This window comes from Prauserella shujinwangii, from assembly GCF_003001955.1.
GTDB classification, from domain to species: domain Bacteria; phylum Actinomycetota; class Actinomycetes; order Mycobacteriales; family Pseudonocardiaceae; genus Qaidamihabitans; species Qaidamihabitans shujinwangii.
The window spans coordinates 177,083-191,366 of sequence record NZ_PVNH01000008.1 but is presented as its reverse complement, the minus strand read 5'-3'; the positions used below and the strand labels follow the sequence as shown (position 1 = coordinate 191,366).

Below are 14,284 nucleotides of genomic sequence, written 5' to 3'. Positions count from 1 at the left end.
TGACCGGCGCGTTCGGGGTCAGGGGAGCAGCAGGACCTTACCCGTGGTGCGCCTGCCCTCCAGGTCCTCGTGCGCCTGCCGGGCCTCGGTGAGCGGGTAGCGGCCGCCGACGCGGATCCGCAGTGAACCGTCGGCCACCGCGGCGAGCAGCTCGCCGGTCCGCCACTCCAGCTCGGCCCGGTCCCGCAGGTAGTCGCCGGTCTTCGGGCGGGTCAGGAACAGCGAGCCGCCCGCGTTCAGCCGCTGCGGGTCGATCGGCGGCACCGGCCCGCTCGACGCGCCGAACAGCGCGAGCATCCCGCGCACCCGCAGGCTGTCCAGACTTCCTTCCACAGTGGACTTGCCGACGCCGTCGTAGACCACCGCGACGCCCTCGCCGCCGGTCAGCTCCCGCACCGCCTCGGTGAAGTCCCGCTCGGTGTAGCGGATCACCTCGTCGGCGCCCGCCTCGCGGGCGAGCCGCTCCTTCTCCTCGGTCGACACGGTGCCGATCACGCGGGCACCCTTCGCCTTGGCGAGCTGCGTCAGCAGCAGACCCACACCGCCCGCCGCCGCGTGCACCAGGATCGTCTCGCCCGCCCGCACCGGGTAGGTGGAGTTCACCAGGTAGTGCGCGGTCACGCCCTGCAGCAGGGTCGCGGCGGCGACCTCGTCGGACACGCCGTGCGGCACACGCACGACGATGTCGGCGGGCACGAGCGTCCGCGCCGCGTACCCGCCGGGGGAGCCCTGCCAGGCCACCCGGTCGCCCACGGACACGTCCGTCACCCCGGCCCCGACCGCGGCCACCGTGCCCGCGCCCTCGAGCCCCGGCACGTACGGCAGGTCCACCGGGTAGATGCCGCTGCGCTGGTAGGTGTCGATGTAGTTCACCCCCGCGGCCGCGACGTCGACGAGTACCTGTCCCGGGCCGGGCTCCCCGGGGTCGACCTCGGCCGGCTCGAGCACCTCGGGGCCACCGGTCCGCTGGATCCGAATCGCCGTGGGCATGCGTCCTCCTTGTCGCGTGGGGTCGTCAGCGGGTGCAACTATGGCCATGACCACGATGTTCCTCCCCGGCTGGGGGAGATCCCTACACTGATCGCGTGGCTGAGTCCGAGAAGTCCGAGCAGACCGAGCAGACCCCCGCCCCGACGGCCCGGCACCTGTCCGCGGCGCGTGGCTTCGTCGCCGCGCACGGCAAGCCGGCGAAGGCCGTCGTCGAGTACCTCGGCAACGCCGGGGCGCGGGTGGTGCTGATCGGAGCCGACGGCGCCCTCGGCGACGTCGTGGTGCCCAGCACGGCGACCGGTGCGGCGCTGATCGAGGCGGTCGCCGACCTCGAACCCGCGACCTGGGACGCGGAGACGGTGAACGCCACCGTCATCGGGCCGGGGCACCGCCGCCGGATGGCCGGGCACCTGGCCAAGCGGCGGTGACCGCCCGCGCGGTTCTCGTCGGCTGCGCGAAGCTACCCGAGGGGGACGGGGACGAGCGCGCGGTGCTGCCCGCGCTCGCCGAGATCGGGGTCACCGCGGGCTGGGCGGTGTGGGACGACGATGCCGCCGACTTCGCGACCGCCGACCTGGTGATCCTGCGCGCCACCTGGGACTACACGGCCCGCCGCGCGGACTTCCTCGACTGGTGCGCCTCGGTGCCCACGCTGCGCAACTCGGTCGACGTGGTGCACTGGAACACCGACAAGACCTACCTGCTCGACCTGGAGTCGGCCGGGGTGCCGATCGTGCCGACCCGGCTCGTGCCTCCGGGCACCGAACCGGACTGGCCGGACGTGCCGTTCGTGCTGAAGCCGACCGTCGGCGCGGGCTCGCGCGGCGCGGCCCGGTTCGCCGGCGGCTCCGGTGACGCCGCCGCGCACCTGCGGTCGCTGCACCAGCGCGGCCACGCCGTCCTGCTGCAGCCGTACCAGTCCAGCGTGGACGCCGAGGGGGAGACCGCGCTGGTGTTCTTCGGCGGGGTGTACTCGCACGCGTTCACGAAGGCCGCGATGCTCACCGGCGCCGGGGTGGACGGCTCCGGCCTGTTCGTCTCGGAGAAGCTCGGCCCGGTCGAGCCCGAGCCGGGGTTCCGCGCGCTGGCCGAGGACGTGCTGGACGCGGCCGTCGAGCGGCTCGGCGGCAGGCGCGCCGATCTGCTGTACGCGCGGGTCGACGTGGTCCGCGGCGACGACGGCAGGCCGGTGCTGCTCGAACTGGAGCTCGCCGAACCGTCGCTGGGGTTCGCCCACGCCGACGCCGCGGCCCCGCTCCGGTTCGCGTCCGCCGTCCGCCAGCAGCTGCGCTAGCGATACCCCGGCAGACCACTGTCATGAGTGGCTCGTCACTGCCATTCTTCGTCAGTAACGAGCCACTCATGACACGCGGGGCGGACGGTCAGGCCGGGGTGGCGCGCTTGGCGGCGAGCCGCTCCGGCTTGGGCCAGCGGACGTTGCGCGCCCAGCCGAGCTTCTCGAACACCCAGATCAGCCGTGCGGAGATGTCGATCTGGCCGCGCAGGACGCCGTGCCGGGCGCAGGTCGGGTCGGCGTGGTGGGAGTTGTGCCACGACTCGCCCATCGACAGGATCGCCAGCGGCCAGAAGTTCGCGGCCTTGTCCCGGCTGGTGAACGGGCGCGAGCCGACCATGTGGCAGATCGAGTTCACCGACCAGGTGACGTGGTGCAGGAACGCGATGCGGACCAGGCCGGCCCAGAAGAACGCGGTCACGGCTCCCCACCAGGACCACGTCAGCAGGCCGCCGAGGATCGCCGGGAGCGCGAGGCTCAGCGTGATCCACAGCCAGAAGAACCGGTTCACCAGGCGCAGGTCGCTGTCGGCGAGCAGGTCGGGGGCGAACCGCTCGTAGTTCGTGACCTCGCGGTTGAACATCCACCCCATGTGCGCGTGCCAGAAACCGCGCAGCAGCGCGGCGGGAGAGGTGCCGAACAGCCAGGGGGAGTGCGGGTCGCCCTCCCGGTCGGCGAAGGCGTGGTGCCTGCGGTGGCTGGCGACCCAGAAGATCACCGAACCCTGCACGGCCATGCTGCCCGCGATGGCGAGGGCCACGCGCAGCGGGCGGTTCGTCTTGAACGCGCCGTGGGTGAAGTAGCGGTGGTAGCCCACCGTGACGCCGAGCGTCGCCACCGTGTAGAAGACGACGGCCAACCCGACGTCGACCCAGTTGAGGCCCCAGCCCCACGCGAACGGAACGGCGGCGAGCAGGGCGAGGAACGGGATCAGCAGGAACGCCTTGAGGACGATCATCTCGGTGGTGGAGCGCCGGCCCGAGACGAGCGGCTTGGAGCCGCTCGTCGTGGCGGGCGCTTCGGCGGAGGTGCTCATGGCTCGGTATGACCTCGAATCGACAGGAAGAGCTGGTCACCGGAACTGGTACCCGTTCGGACGCGGGCCGACACAGGGTACCGGCGCATCGGGGCAGCGGAATGGCCGGAGTGTGACGGCCGGGAGAAGGTCGGGTCAGCGGGCGGCGGCGGCCGCCTCGGCCGTGGGGGCCGGGTGCCTGCTGGTGGCCGGGCCGCGGTCGCGGGCGGCGCACCACAGCGACGCGGTCGCGACGATGACCAGCGCGGCGCCGAGGACGTGGAGGGAGACCAGCGCCTCCGGCACGCCCAGCGCGTACTGCAGGCTGCCGACCCCGCCCTGGGCGAGCGAGACGGCCCAGGTGGCGGCGTAGCGGCGCCACAGCGTCCCGGACGCGCCCGTGCGCAGCCACCGCAGGCCCAGCAGGGTGAGCACCACCAGGTAGCCCACGAGCAGCGCGCCGTGCACCTGCGCCAGCACCTCGATCGGGGCCTGCAGGCGGGGGGTGCCGGGGTCGCCGCCGTGCGGTCCCGCGCCGGTCACGGTGGTGCCCGCGACGAGCACGGCGCCCAGCGCGGCGACGAGCGCGACCAGCAGCGCCCTGCCCGAGGGAGGGACCCGCCAGCGGGGTGTCTCGTCGCCCTCGCCGAAGGCGTGCAACAGCAGCACGGAGAACCACACCAGCACGCTGGAGACGAGGAAGTGGACGGCCACCGTCCACCACAACAGGTGGGTCAGCACGGTCAGCCCGCCGATCGCGGCCTGGGCCACCACCCCGGCGGGCATGACCCACGCGAGCCGGAGCAGCCGCTGCCGCCCCGGGTGGTCGAGCACCACCCGCCACGCGACGAGCACGCACAGCGCGGCGACCAGGATGACCACGCCCGTCAGCAGCCGGTTGCCGAACTCGATCCACTGGTTGAGCGTCTCGTACTCGGGATGCTCGACGGGGAACATGCTGCCGGAGACGCACTGCGGCCAGGTCGGGCATCCGAGCCCGGAGCCGGTGACGCGCACGATCGACCCGGTGACGCCGATCCCGCCCTGGGTGACGATCGCGGCGACGGCGACCGCCCGCTGAACCGCCCACGACGGGTACGGCAGGCGGGCGACGAGCGAGGAGAGCTGCACGGCCCGAGTGTACGACCGTGCGTAGTGCCCGCTCGCGCCGGTGCCCGCCCGCGGTGAAGGCCACCCCGGGTGCGTTCGGCGCACTGATGGTGGCCTTCACCGCCCGCGCGCCGTGGGCGGGGTGGTGGTCAGGTGAGGCGGGTGGTGCGGGTGGCGAGGGCGGCGGCCACAGCGCCCCATGCGGCCAGCACGGCCAGCGGCCTCCAGCTCACCGTCCCCTCGGTGAGGGCGGCCCGCAGGCCCTCGGCGAGCGCGCCGGACGGCAGCAGCGCCACGATGTCCCCGGCCGCCCCGGGCAGCGTCGCGGGGGCCAGCAGGATCCCGCCCGCCAGCAGCAGCACGAACCACACGAGGTTCGCCAGCGCCAGCACGAGCTCGGGGCGCAGGGAGCCGCCCAGCAGGACACCGAGCGCCCCGAAGCTCAGGGTGCCCGCGACGAGCAGCACCACTCCGTAGGCGGCGCCGGAAAGGCTGGGCGCCCAGCCGAGCAGCGCGGCGACCGCACCGAGCACCACCACCTGCAGCGCGACGACGACGAGCGCGGCGGCGAGCCGGCCCGCCACCAGCAGCCAGCGCGGCAGCGCGGTCGCCGACAACCGCTTGAGCACGCCGTACCTGCGGTCGAAGCCCAGTGCGATGGCCTGTCCGGTGAACGCCGAGGACATGACCGCGAGGGCGAGGATCCGCGGCGTGATCCAGTCCACGCGGGCGAGGGACCCCTCGGTGGGCAGGATGTCGAGCAGGCTGAGGCCGACGAGCAGGGCAAGCGGGATGAGCAGGGTCAGCAGGATCTGCTCGCCGTGCCGCAGGGTGAGGCTGGTCTCCACCCGCGCGTGGGTCAGCAGCATCCGGCCGCGCCGCCCGCTCCCGGGCGCGGGGGTGAAGGTCCCCGGCGCGAAGCGCGGCCGGCCGGCGGACGGCGTGGTCGTCACGTGCGCAGCTCCCGTCCGGTCAGTTCGAGGAAGACCTCTTCCAGGTCCCGCTTGCCCACGTGCAGCTCCTCGGCGAGCACGCCCTGCTGCGCGCACCACGCGGTCACCGTGGACACGACCTGCGGGTCGACGATCCCGGCGACCCGGTAGGCGCCGGGCGCGGACTCGCGCACCAGGTAGCCCTCGGGCAGCGCGGCGGACAGCAGCTCGGTGTCGAGACCCGGCCTGGCCCGGAACCGCAGCTGGGCGTCGTCCGCGTGCTCGGCGGTCAGCGCGCTCGGCGACCCCTGCGCGATCACCCGCCCGCGGTCGACGATGACGATGTCGTCGGCGAGCGTCTCCGCCTCCTCCATAAGGTGCGTGGTGAGCAGCACGCTCACGCCGTCGGCGCGCAGCGCCTCCAGCAGGTCCCACACCAGGCGCCGCGCCTGCGGGTCCATGCCCGCGGTCGGCTCGTCGAGGAACACCAGCTCCGGCCTGCCGACGAGCGCGCACGCCAGGGACAGCCGTTGCTGCTGGCCGCCGGAGAGCCGCTTGAACGGCGTGCGCCGGGCGCCGCCGAGGCCGAGCACGTCGAGCAGCCACGCGGGGTCGAGCGGGTCGGCCGCGCACGCCGCCACGAGTCCCAGCATCTCCTCGGCGCGGACTCCGGGGTAGGCACCGCCGCCCTGGGGCATGACCCCGATCCGGGGCCGCAGCGCCGTGCCGTCGCGGCGCGGGTCGAGCCCGAGCACGCGCACGGTGCCCTCGTCCGGGCGGACGAAACCCTCGCAGATCTCCACGGTGGTGGTCTTGCCCGCGCCGTTCGGGCCGAGCAGGGCGAGCAGCCCGCCGCGCGGCATCTTCAGATCGAGGCCGTCGACCGCGGTCACGGACCCGAAGCGCTTCACCAGTCCGGTGATCTCGACGGCGTCACCCACGGAAACCAAGGGTACGGCGTGTGCTAGCTCGCGTCGGCGGGTGTCCCGTCCGCGCGCCGGCGGAACAGCAGCGGCGCCGCACGCCACGTCGCGAGTGCCGCGCCGAGGATGATGAGCCCGCCCGCGACGTAGGCCTGCGGCAGGATGTAGGACCGCCCGTCGAACGTGCTGCCGGTCGGCGGGATCACCAGCGCGAGCACCACGCTGAGAGCGGTCGCCGCCACGCGGAAGCGGGAGGTGCCCGCCGCCGCGGCGAGCGGGATCACCGCCCACAGCAGCCACCACGGCTGCATGGCCACGTGCAGCATCATGAAGGCGCCCAGCGACACGCCGAGGCCGATGATCGGCCGGTAGCGCCAGCGGAAGCTGTCCCACAGGAACTTGACCGTGATCGCGGCCGCCACGAGGTAGCCCAGCATGCCGAGGATCGCGATCACCGCCGCGGTGTGGTTGCCGAGCCCGAGCGCGACCCCGAGCACACCGCCGATCTGGCCCAGCTCGGCGATCGGCGAGATCCAGCTCCACACGACGCTGGGCGTGCCCAGCGCCCCGACCCAGCCGAAGCCGAGACCGGTGCTGAACCCGACGGCCACGGTCACCACGGCGAAGACGGTGAGCATCAGCGCGGCCGCACGCAGCAGATCGGTGATCCGGCCGTGCCAGCGCCGCGCGATCATCACCCCGAAGAAGCCCAGCGCGACGACGGCGTGGATCTTCACCATCGCGGCGAGCGAGATCACCACCGCCCCCAGCACGAGGTGGCGCAGTTCGCCGGGCGCCAGCGGGGGCGGGCTGTCCCCGGCGACCCGGATCGGCAGCCGCCGGATCCCGATCTCCAGCCCGGCCAGCATCAGCCCGATCCCCAGCGCCTCGTTGTGCGCGCCCGCCACCAGGTGGAAGAGCACGAGCGGGTTGAGCGCCCCGAGCCACAGCGCGGTGGCGGGCTGCACCCCGAACCGGCGCGCGAGCCGGGGCAGCGCCCACAGGATGAGGCCGAGGCCGGCGAGCGCGAGGGCCCGCTGCCACAGCACGCCCGCCGCCACGTTGGTGCCGACGACCGCCGAGATCCAGCTGCCCACCTGCAAGAACAGCGGCCCGTACGGAGCGGGCGTCTCCCGCCACAGGTTGGACACGCCCGCGGTGAGCGGGTCGGCGACGCCGAGCGCCTCCGCGGGGCCCATGGCGTAGGGATCCATCCCGCGGTGCACGATCTCGCTCTGGGCGAGGTAGCTGTAGACGTCCCGGGAGAACAGCGGGGGGATCAGGGCCAGCGGGATCACCCACGCCGCCAGCGTGCGCAGCAGCTGCCCGTCGCTCGCCAGCCGCGCCCGTCTCGGCCGGGCGAACCGGCCGAGCAGCAGCCAGGCGAGCACCATGAGGCCCATCCCGGCGAACGCGACGGCCAGCGACACGGTGGGGATGCGGGCGAACAGCCGGAGCACCGGGATTCCGAGCACGGGGTTGAGCACCGGCGCCGCGCCCGCGCCCAGCGCCCCGAACGCCAGCAGCAGCGAGCCGACCGTGCCCAGCGTGCGCACGACGTTCAGCGCGCGGACCTCGCCCGCGTCGAGCGGTTCCGGGTCGCCGGGGTGCACGGGGGAGCGGACGGCGGCCCCGGGGACGGCGGCGTGCCCGTCGCGCACGTCCTGCTGCCGCGTCCCGCTCTTGCCCGAAACCACCACGAGAGCGTATCGAGTGCCGCTGGACGTGAGTCCGGTCACTCGGATTTCGTGTCCCTTTGCCGGGGGCCGCGAAATACGACACACTTATGTTGTGAAAAAGCAGGGAGCCCGGGAGACCGGTGAGCAGGCGGGCGTGCGGCCCGTGCCTGCGGACCTCCCTGCCCAGCCGGCCTCCGGCGCCCCCGGGCCCCCGGCCGCCCCCGCCTCTTCGGTCGAGGGCAGGACCAGGCACGAGGTCGCCCGCCTGCTCCTCGAGCAGGGACCCCTGTCGGCGGTGGCCGTCGCGGAGGAACTGGGGATCAGTCCCACCGCGGTGCGCAGGCATCTGGACGCGCTGGTCGCCGACCACGAGGCCGAGACCAGGAACGCGCCTCGGCGGGGCCCGAGGGGCCGGGGCCGACCGGCCAAGTTGTTCCTGCTCACCGAGCAGGGCCGAGCCCGGTTCGGGCACGCCTACGACGACCTGGCGGTGTCCGCCATCCGGTTCCTCGCCGAGCACGCGGGCGAGGAGGCGGTGCGCGCGTTCGCCGAGCGGCGCGTCGCGTCACTGGTGGAACCCCACCGGGACGCGATCACGCGCAGCGGCGATCCCGCGACCAGGGCGGAGGCCCTCGCCACCGCCCTGACCAGGGAGGGCTACGCTGCGTCGACCCGCAGGGTCGGCGTGGGCGAGCAGCTCTGCCAGCACCACTGCCCGGTCGCCCACGTGGCAGCCGAGTTCCCGCAGCTGTGCGAGGCCGAGACGGAGGCCTTCGCCGAGCTGCTCGGGACCCATGTGCAGCGGCTGGCGACCATCGCACGCGGTGACGCCGCGTGCACCACACACGTACCCGCGGACAGCCCGCCGGGTATGCAAGAAAGTCATCGACGAACGTGAGAACGGAGCGAGAAGTGAGGACGACGCACGCGTCGTGGCGATGCTTCGGTCACCGGCGGCCCGGGTATGCGGCTGCCGTGGCGGGGCAGGGCCGCGCAGGTGCCGCCTGGCTGCCCGCATCCGTCGCCGCGCACGTGGATGACCGTGCTCCGAATGGAGGGACAACCGCATGACTGCCGCTGCCGAGCAGCGCAATCCCACCACCGCGCAGCTGAGCCAGGAAGAGACCATCGACTCCCTTGGCAAGTACGCGTTCGGCTGGGCCGACCCGGACGAGGCCGGTGCGAAGGCCCGGCGTGGCCTGAACGAGGACGTCGTCTCCGAGATCTCGGAGAAGAAGGACGAGCCCGAGTGGATGCGCGAGACGCGTCTCAAGGCGCTCAAGCTGTTCGAGCGCAAGCCGATGCCGAACTGGGGCGCCGACCTGTCGGGCATCGACTTCGACAACATCAAGTACTTCGTCCGGTCCACGGAGAAGCAGGCCACCAGCTGGGACGAGCTGCCCGAGGACATCAAGAACACCTACGACAAGCTCGGCATCCCGGAGGCGGAGAAGCAGCGCCTGATCGCCGGTGTCGCCGCCCAGTACGAGTCCGAGGTCGTCTACCACAAGATCCGGGAGGACCTCGAGTCGCAGGGCGTGCTGTTCCTCGACACCGACACGGCGCTGCGGGAGCACCCGGAGATCTTCAAGGAGCACTTCGGCTCCGTCATCCCCGCCGGTGACAACAAGTTCTCCGCGCTGAACACCGCCGTGTGGTCGGGCGGCTCCTTCATCTACGTGCCGAAGGGCGTGCACGTCGACATCCCGCTGCAGGCCTACTTCCGGATCAACACGGAGAACATGGGCCAGTTCGAGCGGACGCTGATCATCGTCGACGAGGACGCCTACGTGCACTACGTCGAGGGCTGCACCGCGCCGATCTACCAGTCGGACTCGCTGCACTCGGCCGTCGTCGAGATCGTCGTGAAGAAGGGCGGCCGCTGCCGCTACACGACGATCCAGAACTGGTCGAACAACGTCTACAACCTGGTCACCAAGCGCGCCAAGGCCGAAGAGGGCGCGACCATGGAGTGGGTCGACGGCAACATCGGCTCCAAGGTCACCATGAAGTACCCGTCGGTCTTCCTGATGGGCGAGCACGCCAAGGGCGAGGTCCTCTCGGTCGCGTTCGCGGGCGAGGGCCAGCACCAGGACGCGGGCGCCAAGATGGAGCACCTCGCGCCGCACACGTCCTCGACCATCGTGTCGAAGTCGGTGGCCAGGGGCGGCGGCCGCACGTCCTACCGCGGCCTGGTGAAGGTCGCCAAGCGGGCGCACCACTCGCGGTCCACGGTGAAGTGCGACGCGCTGCTGGTGGACACGATCTCGCGGTCGGACACGTACCCGTACGTGGACATCCGCAACGACGACGTGTCCATGGGCCACGAGGCCACCGTGTCCAAGGTCAGCGAGGACCAGCTGTTCTACCTGATGTCGCGTGGCCTCACCGAGGACGAGGCGATGGCGATGGTGGTGCGCGGGTTCGTCGAGCCGATCGCCCGCGAGCTGCCCATGGAGTACGCGCTGGAACTGAACCGCCTGATCGAGCTGCAGATGGAAGGAGCCGTCGGCTGACATGACGGTGACTGAGGAAAACACCGCCAACACAGCCTCGGCCGCCGAAGCGGTCGTCCCCGCGACCTCCCGCGGGGAGCGGTTCTCCTCCTACGACGTCGAGGCCTTCGAGGTCCCGGGCGGGCGCGAGGAGAACTGGCGGTTCACCCCGATGAAGCGGCTGCGGGGCCTGCACGACGGCTCCGCGGCCGCCACCGGTGAGGTCAAGGTCGACGCCGAGGCCGCGCCCGAGGTGCGGGTCGAGACCGTCGGCCGGGACGATGCCCGCCTCGGCGAGGCGGGCACGCCCTCCGACCGGGTCGCCGCGCAGGCGTACTCGGCGTTCACCGGCGCCACGCTCGTGACCGTGCCGAAGGAGACCAAGGCCTCGAAGCCGACGGTCGTCCGGATCACCGGCCCCGGCGAGGGCAGGACCGCGTTCGGGCACGTGCAGGTCCGCGCCGAGCGGTTCGCGGAGGCGGCGATCGTGCTCGACCACGTCGGCTCCGGCACCTACGCCGACAATGTCGAGTTCGTGATCGGCGACGGCGCGCAGCTCACCGTGGTCAGCGTGCAGGACTGGGCCGACGACGCCGTGCACGTGTCCGAGCAGCACCTGCGGCTCGGCCGCGACGCCACGCTCAAGCACATCGTCGTCACGCTGGGCGGCGACCTCGTGCGGGTCAGCCCCACGGCCACGTTCGCGGGCCCCGGCGGCGACGTCGACATGCTCGGCCTCTACTTCGCCGACACCGGCCAGCACCAGGAGCACCGGCTGTTCGTCGACCACGAGGCCCCGCACTGCAAGTCCAACGTGCTCTACAAGGGGGCACTGCAGGGCGACGGCGCCCACGCCGTGTGGATCGGTGACGTGCTGATCCGCGCCGCGGCGGAGGGCACCGAGACCTTCGAGCTCAACCGCAACCTCGTGCTCACCGAGGGCGCCCGCGCCGACTCGGTGCCGAACCTGGAGATCGAGACCGGCGAGATCGAGGGCGCCGGGCACGCGAGCGCGACGGGAAGGTTCGACGACGAGCAGTTGTTCTACCTGCAGTCGCGGGGAATCGCGGAGGAGCAGGCACGCAGGCTGGTCGTGCGCGGCTTCTTCCACGAGATCCTCATGAGGATCGACATCCCGGAGGTCCGCGAGCGGCTCGAGAACGCGATCGAGGCCGAACTGCAGGCGATCGGCGCCTGAGCGCGCTCCACCACCGTCTTCTGAGCCACTGACGAGAGAAACGAAGAGGCATGGCCACACTGGAAATCAAGGATCTGCACGCCGGCGTCGTCACCGACGAGGGCAGCAAGGAGATCCTCAAAGGCGTCAACCTGACGATCCGCTCGGGGGAGACCCACGCGATCATGGGCCCGAACGGCTCGGGCAAGTCGACCCTGTCCTACGCCATCGCGGGGCACCCGAAGTACGAGGTCACCTCCGGCGAGGTGCTGCTCGACGGCGAGAACGTGCTCGACATGGGCGTCGACGAGCGCGCCCGCGCGGGGCTGTTCCTCGCGATGCAGTACCCGGTCGAGGTGCCCGGCGTCTCGATGTCGAACTTCCTCCGTTCCGCGGCCACCGCGGTGCGCGGCGAGGCACCGAAGCTGCGGCACTGGGTCAAGGAGGTCAAGGACGAGATGGCCAAGCTGGACATCTCGGCCGAGTTCGCCGAGCGCAGCGTCAACGAGGGCTTCTCCGGCGGCGAGAAGAAGCGGCACGAGATCCTGCAGCTGGCCCTGCTCCGGCCGAAGTTCGCGATCCTCGACGAGACCGACTCCGGGCTCGACGTCGACGCGCTGCGCGTCGTGTCCGAGGGCGTCAACGAGTACACCGCGAACAACGACGTCGGCGTCATGCTGATCACGCACTACACGCGGATCCTCAAGCACATCCACCCGGACTACGTGCACGTGTTCGCCGGTGGCCGGATCGTCGAGTCGGGCGGTAAGGAGCTCGCCGACGACCTGGAGGAGAACGGCTACGTCGCCTACATCGAGAAGGCCGACGCCGCGGCCGTCTGAGCCGGGCGCGCAGGAGGACGAAAGGAGTTGGCGCGATGAGCACGACCCTGCCAGGCACCGCTGACTCGCTGCCCCTGGATGTCGCCGCGGTGCGCGCCGACTTCCCGATCCTGTCCCGCACCGTCCGCGACGGGAAGCCGCTGGTCTACCTGGACTCCGGGGCGACCTCGCAGCGTCCCGTCCCGGTGCTCGACGCCGAGCGGCGGTTCCTGGAGACGGCGAACGCGGCCGTGCACCGGGGTGCGCACCAGCTCGCCGAGGAGGCGACCGACGCCTACGAGGACGCCAGGGCACGCATCGCCGAGTTCGTCGGCGCGGTGCCGGGCGAGCTGGTGTTCACCAAGAACGCCACCGAGGGCGTGAACCTGGTCGCGTACGCGATGAGCAACGCGGCCACCGCGGGCCCGGAGATGGAGCGGTTCACGCTCGCTCCCGGCGACGAGGTCGTGGTGACCGAGATGGAGCACCACGCCAACCTCGTGCCGTGGCAGCAGCTGTGCCAGCGGACCGGGGCGACGCTGCGCTGGTTCGGGGTCACCGACGAGGGCAGGCTGGACCTGTCGAACCTCGGTGAGCTCGTCAACGAACGCACCAAGATGGTGGCGTTCACCCACCAGTCCAATGTGCTCGGCACCGTCAACCCGCCCGCGCCGATCGTGGAGCGCGCACGGCAGGTCGGGGCGCTGACGCTGCTGGACGCCTGCCAGTCGGTGCCGCACGCGCCGGTGGACCTGCACGAGCTGGACGTGGACTTCGCGGTGTTCTCCGGGCACAAGATGCTGGCCCCGTCCGGGATCGGTGTGCTCTACGGGCGGCGGGAGCTGCTCGACGCGATGCCGCCGTTCCTCACCGGCGGCTCGATGATCGAGATGGTGCGGATGGAGAGCTCGACCTTCGCGCCGCCGCCGCAGCGGTTCGAGGCCGGGGTGCCGATGACGTCGCAGGCCGTGGGCCTCGGGGCCGCCGTGGACTACCTGTCCGCGATCGGCATGGACCGCGTCGCCGCGCACGAGCACGTGCTCACGGAGCGGGCGCTCGCCGGGCTGGCCGGGCTTCCCGGGGTCCGGGTGATCGGGCCTGCCGGCACGGAGCTGCGTGGCGGCGCGGTGTCGTTCGTCGTGGACGGGGTGCACCCGCACGACGCGGGCCAGGTCCTGGACAGCCTCGGCATCGCGGTGCGCGTCGGCCACCACTGCGCGTGGCCGCTGCACCGCAGGATGGGCGTGCCCGCGACGGTGCGCGCCTCGTTCTACCTGTACAACGATGTGTCCGAAGTGGACGCCCTGGTGGAGGGTGTGCGCGAGGCGCAGAGGTTTTTCGGGGTGCGCTGATGGACCTGGAGAACATGTACCAGGAGATCATCCTGGATCACTACAAGAACCCGCACGGCCGCGGCCTGCGGGAGCCCTACGACGGTGAGTCGTTCCAGGTCAACCCGACGTGCGGCGACGAGGTGACGCTGCGTGTCCGGGTCGGCGACGGCACGATCGACGACGTCTCGTACGAGGGCCAGGGCTGCTCGATCAGCCAGGCCGCGACGTCGGTGCTCACCGACCTCGTCGTCGGGCACACCGTCGACGAGGCGCTGGGCACGATGGACGCCTTCGTCGAGCTGATGCAGGGCCGGGGGCAGGTCGAGCCGGACGAGGACGTGCTGGAGGACGGCGTCGCGTTCGCCGGTGTCGCCAAGTACCCGGCCCGCGTGAAGTGCGCGCTGCTCGGCTGGATGGCGTTCAAGGACGCGCTGGCGCAGACACCGCACGGCGACCGTGCGGCGAAGACCGTGATCGACTAGCGGCCGTCGGCGCTGCCGCGACGCGAAGAACG

At 72.2% G+C, this 14,284-nt stretch carries 14 protein-coding genes; 8 read left to right on the top strand and 6 right to left on the bottom strand.

Annotated features, from left to right (window positions below; all coding sequences use genetic code 11):
- Positions 1–18: 18 nt before the first annotated feature.
- Positions 19–990, bottom strand: coding sequence for a quinone oxidoreductase family protein (locus B0I33_RS19995; protein ID WP_106180354.1), 972 nt, complete (start codon positions 988–990; stop codon positions 19–21).
- 95 nt (positions 991–1,085) lie between these two features.
- Here B0I33_RS19995 and B0I33_RS19990 point away from each other — a divergent pair, with 95 nt between their 5' ends.
- Together B0I33_RS19990 and B0I33_RS19985 are read left to right on the top strand one after the other, a co-directional pair.
- On the top strand, positions 1,086–1,418 hold the full coding sequence (locus B0I33_RS19990; RefSeq protein WP_106180353.1) for a hypothetical protein: 333 nt from the start codon (positions 1,086–1,088) through the stop codon (positions 1,416–1,418).
- A complete protein-coding gene (locus B0I33_RS19985; protein WP_106180352.1) occupies positions 1,415–2,284 on the top strand; it encodes an ATP-grasp domain-containing protein in 870 nt (289 codons plus the stop codon). The genes B0I33_RS19990 and B0I33_RS19985 overlap by 4 nt, the downstream gene beginning before the upstream one ends.
- Before the next feature lie 88 nt (positions 2,285–2,372).
- Here B0I33_RS19985 and B0I33_RS19980 read toward each other — a convergent pair whose 3' ends face one another.
- The 5 genes from B0I33_RS19980 to mptB form a co-directional block, all read right to left on the bottom strand.
- Positions 2,373–3,320, bottom strand: a complete 948-nt coding sequence (locus B0I33_RS19980; protein WP_106180351.1) for an acyl-CoA desaturase — start codon at positions 3,318–3,320, stop codon at positions 2,373–2,375.
- 135 nt (positions 3,321–3,455) lie between these two features.
- Positions 3,456–4,430 (bottom strand): COX15/CtaA family protein, encoded by a 975-nt coding sequence (locus tag B0I33_RS19975; protein WP_106180350.1) that lies wholly within the window; start codon positions 4,428–4,430, stop codon positions 3,456–3,458.
- A 128-nt stretch (positions 4,431–4,558) separates the two neighbouring features.
- Complete coding sequence (locus B0I33_RS19970) at positions 4,559–5,362, bottom strand: ABC transporter permease (protein ID WP_245900856.1); 804 nt, start codon at positions 5,360–5,362, stop codon at positions 4,559–4,561.
- Positions 5,359–6,282, bottom strand: coding sequence for an ABC transporter ATP-binding protein (locus tag B0I33_RS19965; RefSeq protein ID WP_106180349.1), 924 nt, complete (start codon positions 6,280–6,282; stop codon positions 5,359–5,361). The genes B0I33_RS19970 and B0I33_RS19965 overlap by 4 nt, the downstream gene beginning before the upstream one ends.
- A 23-nt stretch (positions 6,283–6,305) precedes the next feature.
- Complete coding sequence (gene mptB, locus B0I33_RS19960; RefSeq protein ID WP_106180541.1) at positions 6,306–7,925, bottom strand: polyprenol phosphomannose-dependent alpha 1,6 mannosyltransferase MptB; 1,620 nt, start codon at positions 7,923–7,925, stop codon at positions 6,306–6,308.
- Between the two features lie 130 nt (positions 7,926–8,055).
- On the opposite strand from mptB, the gene B0I33_RS19955 reads away from it, so the two are divergent.
- From B0I33_RS19955 to sufU, 6 genes are all read left to right on the top strand, one after another.
- Positions 8,056–8,841 carry a helix-turn-helix transcriptional regulator gene (locus B0I33_RS19955; RefSeq protein WP_146147537.1) on the top strand — a complete coding sequence of 262 codons (786 nt, stop codon included), beginning with the start codon at positions 8,056–8,058 and terminating at the stop codon, positions 8,839–8,841.
- Between the two features lie 169 nt (positions 8,842–9,010).
- Positions 9,011–10,459: a Fe-S cluster assembly protein SufB gene (gene sufB / locus B0I33_RS19950; RefSeq protein ID WP_106180348.1), complete on the top strand. Its 1,449-nt coding sequence runs from the start codon at positions 9,011–9,013 to the stop codon at positions 10,457–10,459.
- Between the two features lies 1 nt (position 10,460).
- Positions 10,461–11,636 (top strand): Fe-S cluster assembly protein SufD, encoded by a 1,176-nt coding sequence (gene sufD / locus B0I33_RS19945; RefSeq protein ID WP_106180347.1) that lies wholly within the window; start codon positions 10,461–10,463, stop codon positions 11,634–11,636.
- Between the two features lie 50 nt (positions 11,637–11,686).
- On the top strand, positions 11,687–12,457 hold the full coding sequence (gene sufC, locus B0I33_RS19940) for a Fe-S cluster assembly ATPase SufC (protein ID WP_106180346.1): 771 nt from the start codon (positions 11,687–11,689) through the stop codon (positions 12,455–12,457).
- 35 nt (positions 12,458–12,492) lie between these two features.
- On the top strand, positions 12,493–13,788 hold the full coding sequence (locus B0I33_RS19935) for a cysteine desulfurase (RefSeq protein WP_106180345.1): 1,296 nt from the start codon (positions 12,493–12,495) through the stop codon (positions 13,786–13,788).
- On the top strand, positions 13,788–14,252 hold the full coding sequence (gene sufU, locus B0I33_RS19930) for a Fe-S cluster assembly sulfur transfer protein SufU (protein WP_106180344.1): 465 nt from the start codon (positions 13,788–13,790) through the stop codon (positions 14,250–14,252). The genes B0I33_RS19935 and sufU overlap by 1 nt, the downstream gene beginning before the upstream one ends.
- The last annotated feature ends 32 nt before the right edge of the window (positions 14,253–14,284 follow it).